This window comes from Acinetobacter venetianus RAG-1 = CIP 110063 (genome assembly GCF_000368585.1).
GTDB classification, from domain to species: domain Bacteria; phylum Pseudomonadota; class Gammaproteobacteria; order Pseudomonadales; family Moraxellaceae; genus Acinetobacter; species Acinetobacter venetianus.
On record NZ_KB849558.1, the window covers coordinates 1303905 to 1317348 of the forward strand.

The window sequence follows — 13444 nt, forward strand, 5'->3', positions numbered from 1 at the left end:
TTATCAACCAAACAGTTCTTTTTAAAATCTTTCACAAAAAACATAAATCATTATTTTATAATTGAAAATAGTAAAAAACCAACACCGTTTCTAATGAACGATGTTAGTTTTTTACTTACAGACTAATGTATTAAATACATGAGGTGTACTAGTTCAAACCTATTTCTTTGGCTTAATATTAGTAATAACTTGATTTCCACCTTCTGCTTTTAATTCAAAATCAACTTTTTGCCCTACTGCAAGCCCATTTAACAACTTAGGGTCAGCAACCTTAAAACCCATTGTCATTGCCGGCCAATTAATCGCTGCAATTGCTTCATGGCTTATTGTCAATATGCTTCCTTTAGTATCAATTGCAGTAATCACGCCAACAGCTTGGACCATTTCTGCTTTCTCATGAGACATATGTTCCATTGGCACAGCAGAAGTCTTTTGCTCTGCCGCTTCATTTTTACTACATGCGCTTAATGCAGCAATAGTGGTAACAAGAGCAATAATTTTTATAAATTTCAACATAATAAAACCTCTTTAGACGAAATAACAAAACGATCAATGTGTTGATAGTTTTCTTTTGATTAAAAGCTGATATGCAGCCGGGATAACAAACATTGACAGTAGAGGAGCTGAAATCATGCCCCCAACCATAGGTAAAGCAATACGGCTCATCAATTCAGAACCTGTCCCAGTCCCTAAAAGTATAGGAATTAAGCCTGCCAAAATGACGGCAACCGTCATGGCTTTAGGACGAACGCGTAGTACAGCTCCTGTTCGGATTGCATCATTGAGTTGTTGCTCTGTTAAGGATGCCGCTGAAGAAGATAGGCTTTGCTGTGCATGCTCAATTGCTTGCTTTAAATAGAACAACATGACTACACCAAACTCTGCGGCAACACCAGCAAGTGCAATAAAACCAACAGCAATCGCAACCGAAAAGTGATAATCACTCAAGTACATAGCCCAAATACCACCAATCAACGCAAAAGGTAGTGTTGCCATAATCAGAACAGCATCTTGTACTTGCCTAAAAATCAAATAGAGCAATAGAAAAATGATCATCAAAGTAATTGGAATAACAACTTTTAAGCGAGCATTCGCACGCTCCATGAACTCAAACTGTCCTGAATAGCTAATGCTCATGGCAGAGGAGCGTTTTACTTTTTGATCAATAGACTGCTTCAAATCTTGTACAACCGAAGCTAAGTCACGTCCTTGTACATCGACATAGACCCAACCACTTGGACGGGCATTCTCACTTTTAAGCATTGGCGGCCCATCTGTAATTTGAATATTAGCAACACTACTCAAGACTATTTGTTGACCAGATTCTGTTAGAATCGGTAAATTTCTTAAGGCTTCCAGTGAATCTCGAATCTCTCGTGGGTAACGTACATTAATGGGATACCGTGCCAAGCCTTCAACAGTTTCACCAATATTTTCCCCGCCAATCGCTGATGAGACGATTTGCTGTACATCTTTAATATTGAGACCATATCGCGCAGCCTGCATACGGTTAATATCGACATCAACATATCGACCACCTGTGAGCCGTTCAGCTAAAGCTGAACTAACACCGGGCACCTGTTTAGCCACTTGTTCAATTTGCTGTGCTACCCGATCAATATCTTGCAGATCATTTGCTGAAATCTTAATCCCGATTGGACTTTTCACCCCAGTTGCCAACATATCAATCCGGTTACGGATAGGTGGCACCCAAATGTTTGTTAAACCCGGTACTTGGACTGCCTTATCTAGTTCTTTTATCAATTTGTCAGGTGTCATACCTGAACGCCATTCAGACCGTGGTTTGAACTGAATCGTGGTTTCAAACATTTCTAATGGTGCAGAATCTGTGGCTGACTCAGCGCGACCAGCTTTACCGAATACTGTTGCAACTTCAGGAACGGTTTTAATCATTCGATCAGTCTGTTGGAGTAGCTCAGAAGCTTTTGCTGCGGACAATCCCGGTAAAGCTGAAGGCATATACAGTAAATCACCTTCATCCATATTGGGTAGAAACTCCCCACCTAACCGTGTTAAAGGGAAAAGACTAATAAGGAAAATTAGCAATGCACCAAGTAAAATTGTCTTTGGATGAGCTAAAACCTTATCCAACATAGGGCTGTATATTTTGATCAGAAAACGGTTCAGTGGATTACGCTGTTCAGAAGGTAATTTCCCTCGAATCCAATAACCCATTAAAACAGGAATCAGGGTAATGGATAAACCAGCTGCCGCTGCCATGGCATAGGTTTTGGTAAACGCCAGAGGCGAGAACAAACGTCCTTCTTGTGCCTGTAAAGTAAAAATAGGAATAAAAGATAAGGTAATGATAAGTAAGCAAAAAAATAAAGCAGGACCAACTTCACTGGCGGAACGGGCAATAATATTCCAGCGTGCTTGAGTTTCTAATACTTGATTGGGATGTTCATGCTGCCAAGTCTCTATATGCTTATGTGCATTTTCAACCATCACAACCGCTGCATCAACCATAGCACCAATAGCAATGGCAATCCCCCCCAATGACATGATATTGGCATTTAGGCCCTGATAGTACATGACTAAGAAAGCCGACAAAATCCCAAGTGGTAAAGAAACAATAGCTACCATTGCTGATCGTAAATGCCAGAGGAAAAGTCCACAGACTAAAGCCACGACAATAAATTCTTCAATTAATTTATGACTGAGATTCTCGACTGCCCGATCAATCAGTTTACTGCGATCATATACAGGAACAACTTGCACTCCTTTAGGTAAACTTTGTTGCAATTCAGCCAGTTTTGCTTTCACAGCAGTAATCGTTTCACGTGCATTCTTACCGGCCCGTAAAATCACAACACCGCCAACAGTTTCACCTTGTCCATTCAGCTCAGTGATACCACGACGCATTTCCGGTCCGAGTTGAATTGTTGCAACATCACCTAAAGAAACAGGAACACCCAAACTATTTGTTCGTAGTGGAATCTGGCGAAAATCATCTAAAGTTTTTAAATAACCAGAAGCTCGTACCATATATTCAGTTTCAGCCATTTCAAGGACTGAACCACCAGTTTCCTGATTAGCCTTTTGAATCGCTTCAATGACATTGTTTTGTGTAACACCTAAAGCCGCCATTTTGCTTGGGTCTAAGACAACCTGATATTGCTTCACCATTCCCCCAATCGTGGCAACTTCAGCCACATTGGGTAATGTCTTTAGTTCATACTTTAAAAACCAGTCTTGTATGCTTCTCAGTTGTGCAAGGTCATGTTGTCCTGTTGGATCAACTAACGCATATTCATAAACCCAGCCAACGCCTGTGGCATCTGGCCCTAATGAAGATTTCGCATTTGCAGGAATTCTTCCCTGAATCTGATTTAGATATTCCAATACACGCGAACGGGCCCAATAAAGATCGGTATGTTCATCAAAAATGACATATACAAATGAATCACCAAAAAAAGAATAACCGCGAACAGTTTTAACACCGGGCACCGATAACATGGTTGTTGTTAAAGGATAGGTCACCTGATTTTCAACAATTTGTGGTGCCTGACCGGGAAAATTAGTTCGGACAATCACTTGTACATCAGACAAATCTGGCAAAGCATCAACCGGTGTATTCTTTACAGCCCAAGTTCCCCAAGCTGCCAAAACTAAAGCTGCCAACAAAACAAATATGCGATTCGCAATTGAAAAACGAATAATACGAGCGATCATAATGGTTCTCCCGTTTAGTTCTTCATAGATGTCATGGACATCTTGGAAATGTCAGAAATAACGTAAGCATCTCCAGTATGTGTAAACCCAAAACGGACCTGATCGCCTTGCTGAATTTGGGTAAATGGTTGAACTGGTTGTTTAAAGCTCATAGTCATAGCACCCCAGCCCAACTCAGGAATAGCTTGGTGTGAAATGGTAATATCTTGATTTGTGACTTTTTCAACTTTACCAAGACCTTGATATGTTGACCTCTTAATCGTCTGAGATGATGCAATTGGTTGCCCAGTGTTGAGCTTATCCAATACGCCTTGCAAATTTGCTTCAGAATCAATCAGAAATTGTCCTGAAATCACTACTTTCTGACCAGCTTTCAACCCTTGCAGGACTGCAATTTTATTGCCATCACTTTGACCTAACTGTACAACAACAGGTTCAAAACGTCCTTGCTCATGCCCTACAATGACAACATTCCGAGTACCTGTCCGTATAACAGCTTGCTCTGGTATAACCAAACTGCTTTGGGGATTATTTATTATATTGACAGAAGCAAACATCCCTGGCTTAAGTTGACCACTAGGATTTGGTAATTCAATCCGAACTTTAATAGTTCTTGATGTTGTATCTAAGGTAGGCAAAATGTCGATAACTTTGCCAGTTACTTTTTGAGAAAAAGCAGCAAAATTGGCTTCTACACTCATACCTCGTTTGATTCCAGCAATTTGTTTTTCAGGAACGGCTGCCTCTAGCCAAATCGGGTTGATACCTTTAATTGTGGCCAAGGTTTGTCCCATAGCCAAAGCCATACCATTGCGGACTTCTAGTGAATCAATAAATCCACTAATGGGAGCTTGCAAAGTTATATTAGATTGCACTCGACGAGTTCGCTCAACTTGATGAATCACATTTTGTGGTATTCCTAAAAGCTGCAAACGTTGACGGCTTGCTTGAATAAGGGAACGATCTCCAGTACGGAGCACAGCTAAAAATTCAGTTTGCTCTCCAGTCCATTCGGGTATTGAAATATCAGCTATAGGGCTTCCTTCGGTCACCATATCTCCAACAGCATGCCCATACACTCGCTGAACAAAGCCACTTGCTCTAGTTTGTAAAATAGCTGTTTGCCGTTCATTTGCTTGTAATATGCCATTAGTAAACATGGCATTTCCAATTACAGCCTGTTCAACAGTGCCGTAACGGATGGCTAAATTTTGTTGAAGAGATGGATCTATTTTGACTGTAGGACGACTTTCATCCGTCATCGCAGTATTTTCGTCTGCATATTTAGGTACCAGTTGCATGTCCATAAATGGAGACTTGCCTGGCTTATCAAAATGATGTTCTGGTTTCATTGGATCGTACCAATAAAGCACTTTAGCATCCTGCTTCTGGCTTACCAATGCCGATTGAGAACCCTCTTCCTGATGAGCAAACCAATATCCGGCACCGCCACCTACGACAAGACTAATTGTGGCAACTCCCATGACAGTCATTGCCAATTTATTTCTTAACATTATAGCTGCTCCTCAGCATGGTTTAAGGTCGGCTCTTCAAAGGCAAAATAAAGTTGTGCTGTTGTAATTGCTTGTTGTTGTTGAAGATCAATAAGTCGCAGCTGTTGTTCTAAAAGAGCTTGTCGGGCAGTAATGACATTGGACAAATTGCTTTTACCAGCTTGGTAGCTTGCCAACTGTAAACCCACTTTTTGTTTAGCGAGTGGAATACTTATTTGCATTGCACGTCTAATTTGCTGATCAAGCGCATCAAGATCAGATAACCCATCATCCAGCATGGTGAGATATTCACGGTATTGAACTTCTTGATCGGCAATGATCCGGTTTTGTTCGGCTAAAGCTGCCTGAATGAGGGGACCACTACGTTTTTTTGAAAATACAGGAAGCTCAGTTGTCAGTTGTACACCGATCATATCGCCAAACTCTGGGGCACGATGCTGGTATGCAAGCTCAATCCCCCAATCAGGCTTTTGTAAAGCTTGAGCTTGTTTCAATTTTGCTTCAGCAGTTTTCTTTTCAGCCTGAAAAGCTTTTAATTCAGGATGCTGATGCAAGTGATGATACAGCTTTGATGTATCAAGATGGATGGATGGAGCTTGGTCAGGTAAGGTTTCAATTTGAGTAAGGTTTTCGGTAGGCTCTGCACTGATCAAGCGATGCAACTCTAGCTTGGCTTTATTTAAATCACGAAGCAAATCATCCTTCTGGTCAAGCAATACCGTGGCTTCTTGTTTTGGATCAAGTGCATCAGCAACCATTGTCCGACCAGAGGTGACCTGTGTTTGGGTCATCTGAGAAAGTAATCGATTCTCTGAAAACAGTTCATCGTATAGCGCCAATTTACGCTCAAGATAAAAACGTTTAAACCAAGCAGATGCAACTTTTTGACGTAACTCACTACGTAGAATCTCAGTTTGAGCAGTGACTGAACCCAATTCAGCTTTTGCTAACTCGACCTCGGCTTGTCTTTTGGCGCGGTTTGGAAAATCTTGCATGATGCCAATCTTTTGCATCGTCATGCCTTCTTGTGTGACTGACCATGCGGCATCGCCAGACACGGGGTAATTATCTAAGCCAACAAACAGTTTAGGATTGGGTAAGATACCGGAAGCTGAAACCATATTCTCAGCGCCTTCAATCTGAGCACTATTGGCCCTTAGAGTAGGTGCATATTGCTCAGCAAGCTTCAACGCTGTATCCAAAGTCAATGGCTGGGCATAAGCATGACCATAACTCAAGAAAAAACAGATCGTCGCAATTGAGCATCCACCCCATTTTAGGGACAGTTTTTCTTTATTAAAGTTCATATTTTTAGCTCTAAAATGATGTACACGCGCACGTGCAGAACATCCATAGAAAACTCTATGAATGATGATTAGTCATCAAATTAGATAAGCCTAGGTGGTTTCCATAAACCAGAAGGATGTGGAGAAGGAATATCTTGATCTGAAGAATAAAATTCTAGTTGTTCTAAAGGTAGAAATGTCTGTAATTGTAAAATCTGTTGTGTTGTATTTGCATAGGCGATCTTTGCAAAAGACATAATACAATCTTGCTTAGACATACATGATGGATCATGTAATTGCTTCTTAATCTTTACTTCAGCTTTCATACAATCCATGTGCATAGCACTTGCTTTATCATGATCTTCAGAATTCATCATTTGCATGGGTTGCATATCTTGAGATGACATTAAACATGGACTATGTACAGATGCAGCAGCTGCTGCCGATCCAACGATGAGGATAGCAAATGATAAAAACAGCGAAAGGCATGTTCTTAACCAGTGCATAATGTCATGACCAAAATTTAAGCTTTTTTAGTTTTACAGATTCTTAGCAAAATAACAATCCTATAATTAATTTGGGGCTTAGGAAGTTAAAGAGGATTGTTACGGAGTAATTTAAGCAAATCGAGATATAAATTACCGTTCCGATGATTGAAGCGATACTCCGTTTCTTTAAGATGCAAATAAAACATCTTTTTGTCAATTCCATTAAACTTGACGAGTCGCTTTTTAGCATATCCCCAGAATGATTCTATGCCGTTAATATGACGCTCCCCGCATGCAAATTCGTTGTTCCCATGATTCACTCTTAAATGTTTGTCAAAACCAATATCAACTAAACCATCATAGCCTCTCCATCCATCTGTATTGATCACAGAATCAAGCTCTATCTGCCCCCGAATAATGCCCTGTAGCGTAGCTTTGGAGCAATCAGGCACAATTTCTGTGTATACGTTTCCATCTCTTTTGAGTAGTCCAAATACAATGGTTTTTCCTGATGCACCACGTCCACGTTTTCCTCGAATACGACGAGCACCAAAGTAGGATTCATCAAGTTCAACGATACCGTTGAAAGGAGATATTTCCTCACATTGAGCCGCAATCTTTTTACGCAACCTGATGTAAATTGTATTGATGGAACGTACAGAAATATTGGTGAGTTTAGCTGTATCTGAAGCAGTTAAATCCATGGCAAAAAAGCGAATGATCTGTCTGAATTTTGCCTCTGTGATTCTTGAACGGGAATAGTATCTATTTTTTGCTTTCATATAAGGAAGTTACCATACTTTTTGATATGCTTAACTTCCTAAGCCCCTTAATTTAAATGATTACTTAGACAAGAGCATGGTTGTTTCATATCAACAACCATGCTCTAGATTAAAAACGACTCACAACTTGATAAGTTATAAAAGAGAATAAGTAGGCCAACGAGAAAAGATAGATGGCCATTATGGTTGGCTGTTTCCAACTCCCTGTTTCTCTTCTGATAGTTGCCAATGTTGCTAAACAATGTGGAGCAAAGATAAACCAAACCAATAGTGACATCCCTGTCGCTAGTCCCCATCCATCAGGACCCGATATTTGAGATAATAAGGTTTGGGTAACTGCATTCTCATCACCAGACATTGCATAGATTACCCCTAATGCAGCAATAATCACTTCACGAGCTGCCATGGCAGGAATCAAAGCAATACAAATTTCCCACGTAAATCCAATCGGAGCAAATATTGGATGGATTAGATGTCCTAACTGTCCAGCAATACTATAATTGATTGGTGGCATTGTTGGGTTATCAGGTGGTAATGGGAACGTTACCAAGAACCATAATAAAATAGAAAGTGCGACAATAATTCCACCAACTCTTTTTAAGAATATAGTCGCTCTATCATAAAGCCCCAAAGCTACATTTCGAACATCTGGAATACGGTATGTAGGTAATTCAAAAATGAAAATACTTTCAGTTTTATCTTTTCTTACTAATTTTAGGAATAAAGAAACCAATAAAGCGGATACGATTCCTGACATGTAAAGCCCGAACAGAACTAGACCTTGTAAACTGAGCCAACCATAAACCAACTTGTTTGGAATGAATGCAGCGATCAGCAAAGCATATACAGGTAATCGTGCAGAACACGTCATCAAAGGTGCAATCATAATCGTTGCTAAACGATCTCTTTCAGAGCTAATACTTCTAGTCGCCATGACTCCGGGAATTGCACAAGCAAAGCTTGAAAGTAGTGGAATAAATGAACGCCCACTTAAACCAGCTTTAGACATCAGCTTATCTAACAAAAAAGCAGCTCTAGGTAAGTATCCCGATTCTTCTAAAATTAAAATAAAGAAAAATAAGATCAGAATTTGAGGCATGTACGCGAGTACACTACCAGCACCTGCAATTACACCATCAACGACCAAACTTCTTAAAAGTGGATGAGTGATCAGAGGTCCTATCGCCCCACCAAACCATGAAATCGAATCCTCAACAAAGGAAATTAATGGTTGAGCCCAAATAAAGACAGCCTGAAACATTACAAACATGGTAAAGGTCAATATTAATAATCCAAAAACTGGATGTAAGAACATTTTGTCCAAGAAAGCCGTTCGTTTATCACCATTATCATTTTTCAAGATGACTTGTTTTGTAATATATTTGATTTGGTCAAAGTGACTCAGATCAGAATGATAAGGGGCAACAAACAAATTTTTTTGGTCTAACTGAGTTAATAAACCCTGAATCCCTTTTGTCTTTACAGCTATCGATTCAACAACAGGAATACCTAAGAGCTGAGATAATTTTGATGTGTCAATCGAGATACCACGTTTTCTAACCTCATCCATCATGTTAAGAACAAGTAACATTGGTCTGTTTAAAGCTCTGACTTCAAGTACAAGACTTAAATGAAGATGAAGATTCGTAGCATCCACAACACATACAAAAATATCAGGTATAACTTCACCTTTTAACTCGCCAAAACAGACTGCTCTAGTTACTTCTTCATCTAAACTACTTGGCTTTAAACTGTAAGTCCCAGGCAAATCCAATACTCGAACGGTATCACCAGAAGGTAGTTTAAAAAATCCCTCTTTCCGTTCTACCGTTACCCCAGCATAATTTGCAACTTTTTGACGAGTCCCTGTGAGGGTGTTAAAAAGTGATGTTTTACCGCAATTAGGATTACCAACAAGTGCAATATTTTTAGTTTCCATTGGTAATCTCTACAAAAATTCGTTCTGCTTCATTTTTTCTTAAGGCGAAACGTGAGGTTTCGATTTGAACCAACACAGGATCACCACCAAAAAGCCCTTTCGCAAGCACTTGTAAGGATTCACCTACTCTAAAGCCCAGCAGTTCTAAACGCTCCAGAACAGGATCATTTTTATCTTGATACTGTTCACCCTTTTTAAGATCAATAATTTTTACAGTCTGATCTTGCTTTACTTGAAATAAATTCATTGTCTGCACCCTATTTCAACGCCAAAATTTTTCGAGCGCCATTCAGTACAAACAGTGAAACAAGAATACCAATAATCAAATCCGGGTAAGCTGAACCAGTCCATGCGACAAGTACGCCTGCTAAAATAACCCCCATATTTACTATTACGTCATTAGCTGAAAAGATCCAACTCGCTTTCATATGGGCTCCGCCGTCTTTATGCCCAGAAATGAGATACAAGCACGTCACATTGGCAATAAGTGCTAAGAAGCCAATAATGATCATCAAATCTGACTCTGGTTCACTACCGAACATGAAACGTCTGACAACATCAATAATAACGATCAAAGCTAATAAAAGTTGAATCCATCCTGCAAAATGAGCTGCTTTTAATTGGTATTTAGCCGCTTTCCCTACCGCGTAAAGTGCTATACCGTAAACGGCTGCATCAGCAAACATATCAAGAGAGTCCGCAATAAGCCCCGTCGATGCGGCTATGATTCCGCTTATGAACTCAATAAAAAAAAGAACACCATTAATCGTTAGTAATAATTTTAGGACTTCCGCCTGCTTAGTTGGATCAGGTGCTTCAGGCAATTCCTCCGTAGCTTTTACCGTTTCCACAAGCCTTGCACCAAAGCCAAGGGCTTCAAGTTTTGTGGTAATTTCATTAATCCCATTGGTATGGAAAACAACTAACCGTCTTTGTGCCAAATCAAAAGATAAACCTTTAACTTCATGCAAGGGAGAAAGTGCCATTCTTACCATTTGCTCTTCTGCCGAACAATCCATCTTCGGAATCAGAAAAGTACTAGCTTCTTGTGCTTGCTCTTTATTTTCATAAGCTTCAGTTTTATTTAATTTTGCCCCAAATCCAAGAGCTTCAAGTTTTGCAGTGATTTCATTACTTTCACCATTATGCAGAACTTTTAGGTTCCGGTTCGGCAAATCAAAAACCAAGCTATTAACATCTACCAATGAAGATAAAGTCATCCGAACCATTTGTTCCTCTGCGGAACAATCCATTTTCGGGATGCTATAGTCACTGATGAAAGTCGCTGTATCTTCACTCCCCCTAATCTTTTCAGGTGAAGTTATCGAATCTGAACCACAGCATGAATTCGACTGCTTACTACCGCATGAATCTTTTTCATCAGGGTTAGGTTCTTGCTGTGCCTCATTATCGCAACAAGAACTTTCACTTTCTTCTGTAGCTAAATCTTTAATTTTACAAGAATCTGTTTTTGATTCATTTTGTTTTTGCTTAGTGTCTTCACAAGAACTTTCTTGATTACAACCGCAACCACTCATTGATGTGCCTATAGTCATATCTTCACGTATTGCATATTAAAATCCCTATAGCTACTATAGAGTCAATAGATTAGGTGACTTGAAATGAACTTAAAAATTGGTGAATTATCCCAGCTATCTGGTTGCCCTGTTGTTACAATACGGTTTTATGAAAAAGAAGCTTTATTACTAGCCCCTAATCGTTCGGAAGCTAATTATCGACTTTATAACAAGGACCACTTAGAGCGGCTTCTATTTATTCTTAATTGCCGAACTTTGAATATGAGCTTGGACGAAATTAAAATTTTATTAGCATACAAAGACAAACCTTGTGGAAACTGTAATTCTATTAACATCTTAGTTGATAAACATATTCATCAATTAGAACAAAATATCCAAAAACAGATTCAGCTTAAGCAACAACTTTCTGATTTAAGAAGTAAATGCTCTGGTTTTTTGGAAATTAACTCTTGTAAAGTACTTGAAGGGTTATCCGTAAGTTTAAAATAATTAAGATTAGACCTCTTGCGTAAGTGCTATTTTCAATGATTTTAGAATTGATCAAACTTAATAAAATCAATACTTACATCTGATTATTTTTTGACTTTTGCAAGAGGTCTAATGAACAATGGAATATCACCATTATTCATTCTTAATGAAATATTTAGAAAACTAATTCAATACCTGCCCCGTATAACCACCCCTTTTCAGAATCTGTAGCTTCTTGAAAAGTTGTTAATTTCTGTCCTTTTTCATATTGATAAGCGACATCAACAAATGGTCTGATACGCTTATTAATCTCGTAACGAGTTTTTATACCTGTCTTTAACTCAGACAAACCTGACTTTGCAGCAAAATCTGAATTATCATTAAGCACAATATCTGCTGCAATATATGGCTGAGTAATTAGCTTTTGAGTGAGTAATAGATCTCGATCAAACTCAAAACTGGCTCCCCAAAAATTATTTTCACCACCATAAAGATAAGCTTTTGTCTCAAAGAAATAAGGAGCAAGACCTAATAATCCAATAACGCCATCAATGCGATTACTATTACGGTTATTTTTGTCCTCACTATACCTTACCCCAGCTTGTACATCCCAAAATGCTGCAACATTTCTACTGTAAAGAGCTGATACATCATAATTGGGATCATTACTCTCTGCTTTATTCAGATTGGCTTCAACAAATACTCGATTCTCATCTGTTCCAATCAATGTTTCGAAACTAGAACCTAAACTACCCTTACCATCGTTATCAATTACCCACTCATTGGAAAATTTAGTTGTTTGGTAAATCTGTCCACCATGCTCGTTCAGATGTTTATCATGATTTTGGCTAAGAGCTAATTTGCCTTTTGAAGTACTTTGAGCAGCATTACGTTCAACATAGCCTAATCCTCCAGCTTCTTTTAAAAGCACATTCATACTTGACGTACTCTTATTTAGATTTTCAGTCGAATTATCATTAGCAAATGCCATACCTGCTAAACCAATTAAAGCAACTGATAAAAGTGTTTTTGAAAAAAGTTTTTTAGTGGTTTGCATGTTGATTCACTCCCTTATCATTTGCATGGGGTTGGGCAACGATACTTTTTGAATCAACATCATTGCTATCTACATTTGCCACAATGAGTTTGTTCATCATTCCAGCTGCCATGTGATATAACAAATGGCAGTGGATAGCCCATTCACCTAATTCATCAGCAGTAAGTAAAGTTGTAACTGTTTTCCCTGGTGGCACAATGATCGTGTGTTTATTTGGCATATTACTTGGATCTTGACCATTTTCAAGCTGCATAAACATACCGTGCAAGTGCATTGGGTGAGCCATCATACTGTCATTCACAAATTTCAAGCGTATACGTTCCCCATATTTCACTTTGAATGGTTCTGTTTCATTAAACTTCTTACCATTAATTGTCCAAATGTAGCGCTCCATATTCCCACCAAGACGGATTTCCATTTCACGTTCAGGGGCACGAGTATCTGGTTGAGGGTTTAAAGATTGTAAATCACTATACTGGAGTGCTTTTTGACCAACGGGTGTTGAAGCATTTGCCCATCCAAATACGGTATTATCATTCTTGTCTGAAGCCGACTTAACAGTAGCGCTATTCATCGGCATATCATGATCCATACCTTTCATAGAAGACATATCGTGATTCATGCCTTTCATAGAAGACATATCATGATCCATACCTTTCATAGAAGACATATCATG

General features: G+C 39.0%; 12 protein-coding genes. 1 reads left to right on the forward strand and 11 read right to left on the reverse strand.

Annotation, left to right across the window (positions count from 1 at the left end):
- Positions 1-159 precede the first annotated feature (159 nt).
- From F959_RS11665 to F959_RS11705, 9 genes are all read right to left on the reverse strand, one after another.
- Positions 160-516 (reverse strand): copper-binding protein, encoded by a 357-nt coding sequence (locus F959_RS11665; RefSeq protein ID WP_004880412.1) that lies wholly within the window; start codon positions 514-516, stop codon positions 160-162.
- A 33-nt stretch (positions 517-549) separates the two neighbouring features.
- Positions 550-3696, reverse strand: a complete 3147-nt coding sequence (locus tag F959_RS11670) for an efflux RND transporter permease subunit (protein WP_004880414.1) — start codon at positions 3694-3696, stop codon at positions 550-552.
- Between the two features lie 14 nt (positions 3697-3710).
- Positions 3711-5210: an efflux RND transporter periplasmic adaptor subunit gene (locus F959_RS11675; protein WP_004880415.1), complete on the reverse strand. Its 1500-nt coding sequence runs from the start codon at positions 5208-5210 to the stop codon at positions 3711-3713.
- Entirely contained in the window at positions 5210-6517 is a 1308-nt protein-coding gene (locus F959_RS11680; protein ID WP_004880418.1) for a TolC family protein, read from the reverse strand. Before F959_RS11680 ends, F959_RS11675 begins: the two co-directional genes overlap by 1 nt.
- A gap of 80 nt (positions 6518-6597) precedes the next feature.
- Positions 6598-7002 (reverse strand): hypothetical protein, encoded by a 405-nt coding sequence (locus F959_RS11685; RefSeq protein ID WP_004880419.1) that lies wholly within the window; start codon positions 7000-7002, stop codon positions 6598-6600.
- An 86-nt stretch (positions 7003-7088) separates the two neighbouring features.
- Positions 7089-7766, reverse strand: coding sequence for an IS1595-like element ISAju1 family transposase (locus F959_RS11690; RefSeq protein WP_004880421.1), 678 nt, complete (start codon positions 7764-7766; stop codon positions 7089-7091).
- A gap of 109 nt (positions 7767-7875) precedes the next feature.
- Complete coding sequence (feoB, locus tag F959_RS11695; RefSeq protein WP_004880422.1) at positions 7876-9705, reverse strand: ferrous iron transporter B; 1830 nt, start codon at positions 9703-9705, stop codon at positions 7876-7878.
- Entirely contained in the window at positions 9695-9952 is a 258-nt protein-coding gene (locus F959_RS11700) for a FeoA family protein (RefSeq protein WP_004655745.1), read from the reverse strand. Before F959_RS11700 ends, feoB begins: the two co-directional genes overlap by 11 nt.
- A gap of 10 nt (positions 9953-9962) precedes the next feature.
- The gene (locus F959_RS11705; protein ID WP_004880424.1) at positions 9963-11243 is read right to left on the reverse strand and encodes a cation efflux transmembrane domain-containing protein; all 1281 of its coding nucleotides are present in this window, start codon (positions 11241-11243) and stop codon (positions 9963-9965) included.
- 84 nt (positions 11244-11327) lie between these two features.
- Between F959_RS11705 and cadR the strand changes: the two genes are divergently transcribed.
- A complete protein-coding gene (cadR, locus tag F959_RS11710) occupies positions 11328-11732 on the forward strand; it encodes a Cd(II)/Pb(II)-responsive transcriptional regulator (protein ID WP_004880426.1) in 405 nt (134 codons plus the stop codon).
- Positions 11733-11886: 154 nt separating this feature from the next.
- Here the strand turns inward: cadR and F959_RS11715 are convergent, their stop codons facing one another.
- Complete coding sequence (locus F959_RS11715; RefSeq protein WP_004880428.1) at positions 11887-12768, reverse strand: copper resistance protein B; 882 nt, start codon at positions 12766-12768, stop codon at positions 11887-11889.
- Positions 12755-13444, reverse strand: a 690-nt coding sequence (locus F959_RS16930; protein ID WP_004880431.1) for a multicopper oxidase domain-containing protein, incomplete at its 5' end; no start/stop codon positions are given. The genes F959_RS11715 and F959_RS16930, both read right to left, overlap by 14 nt.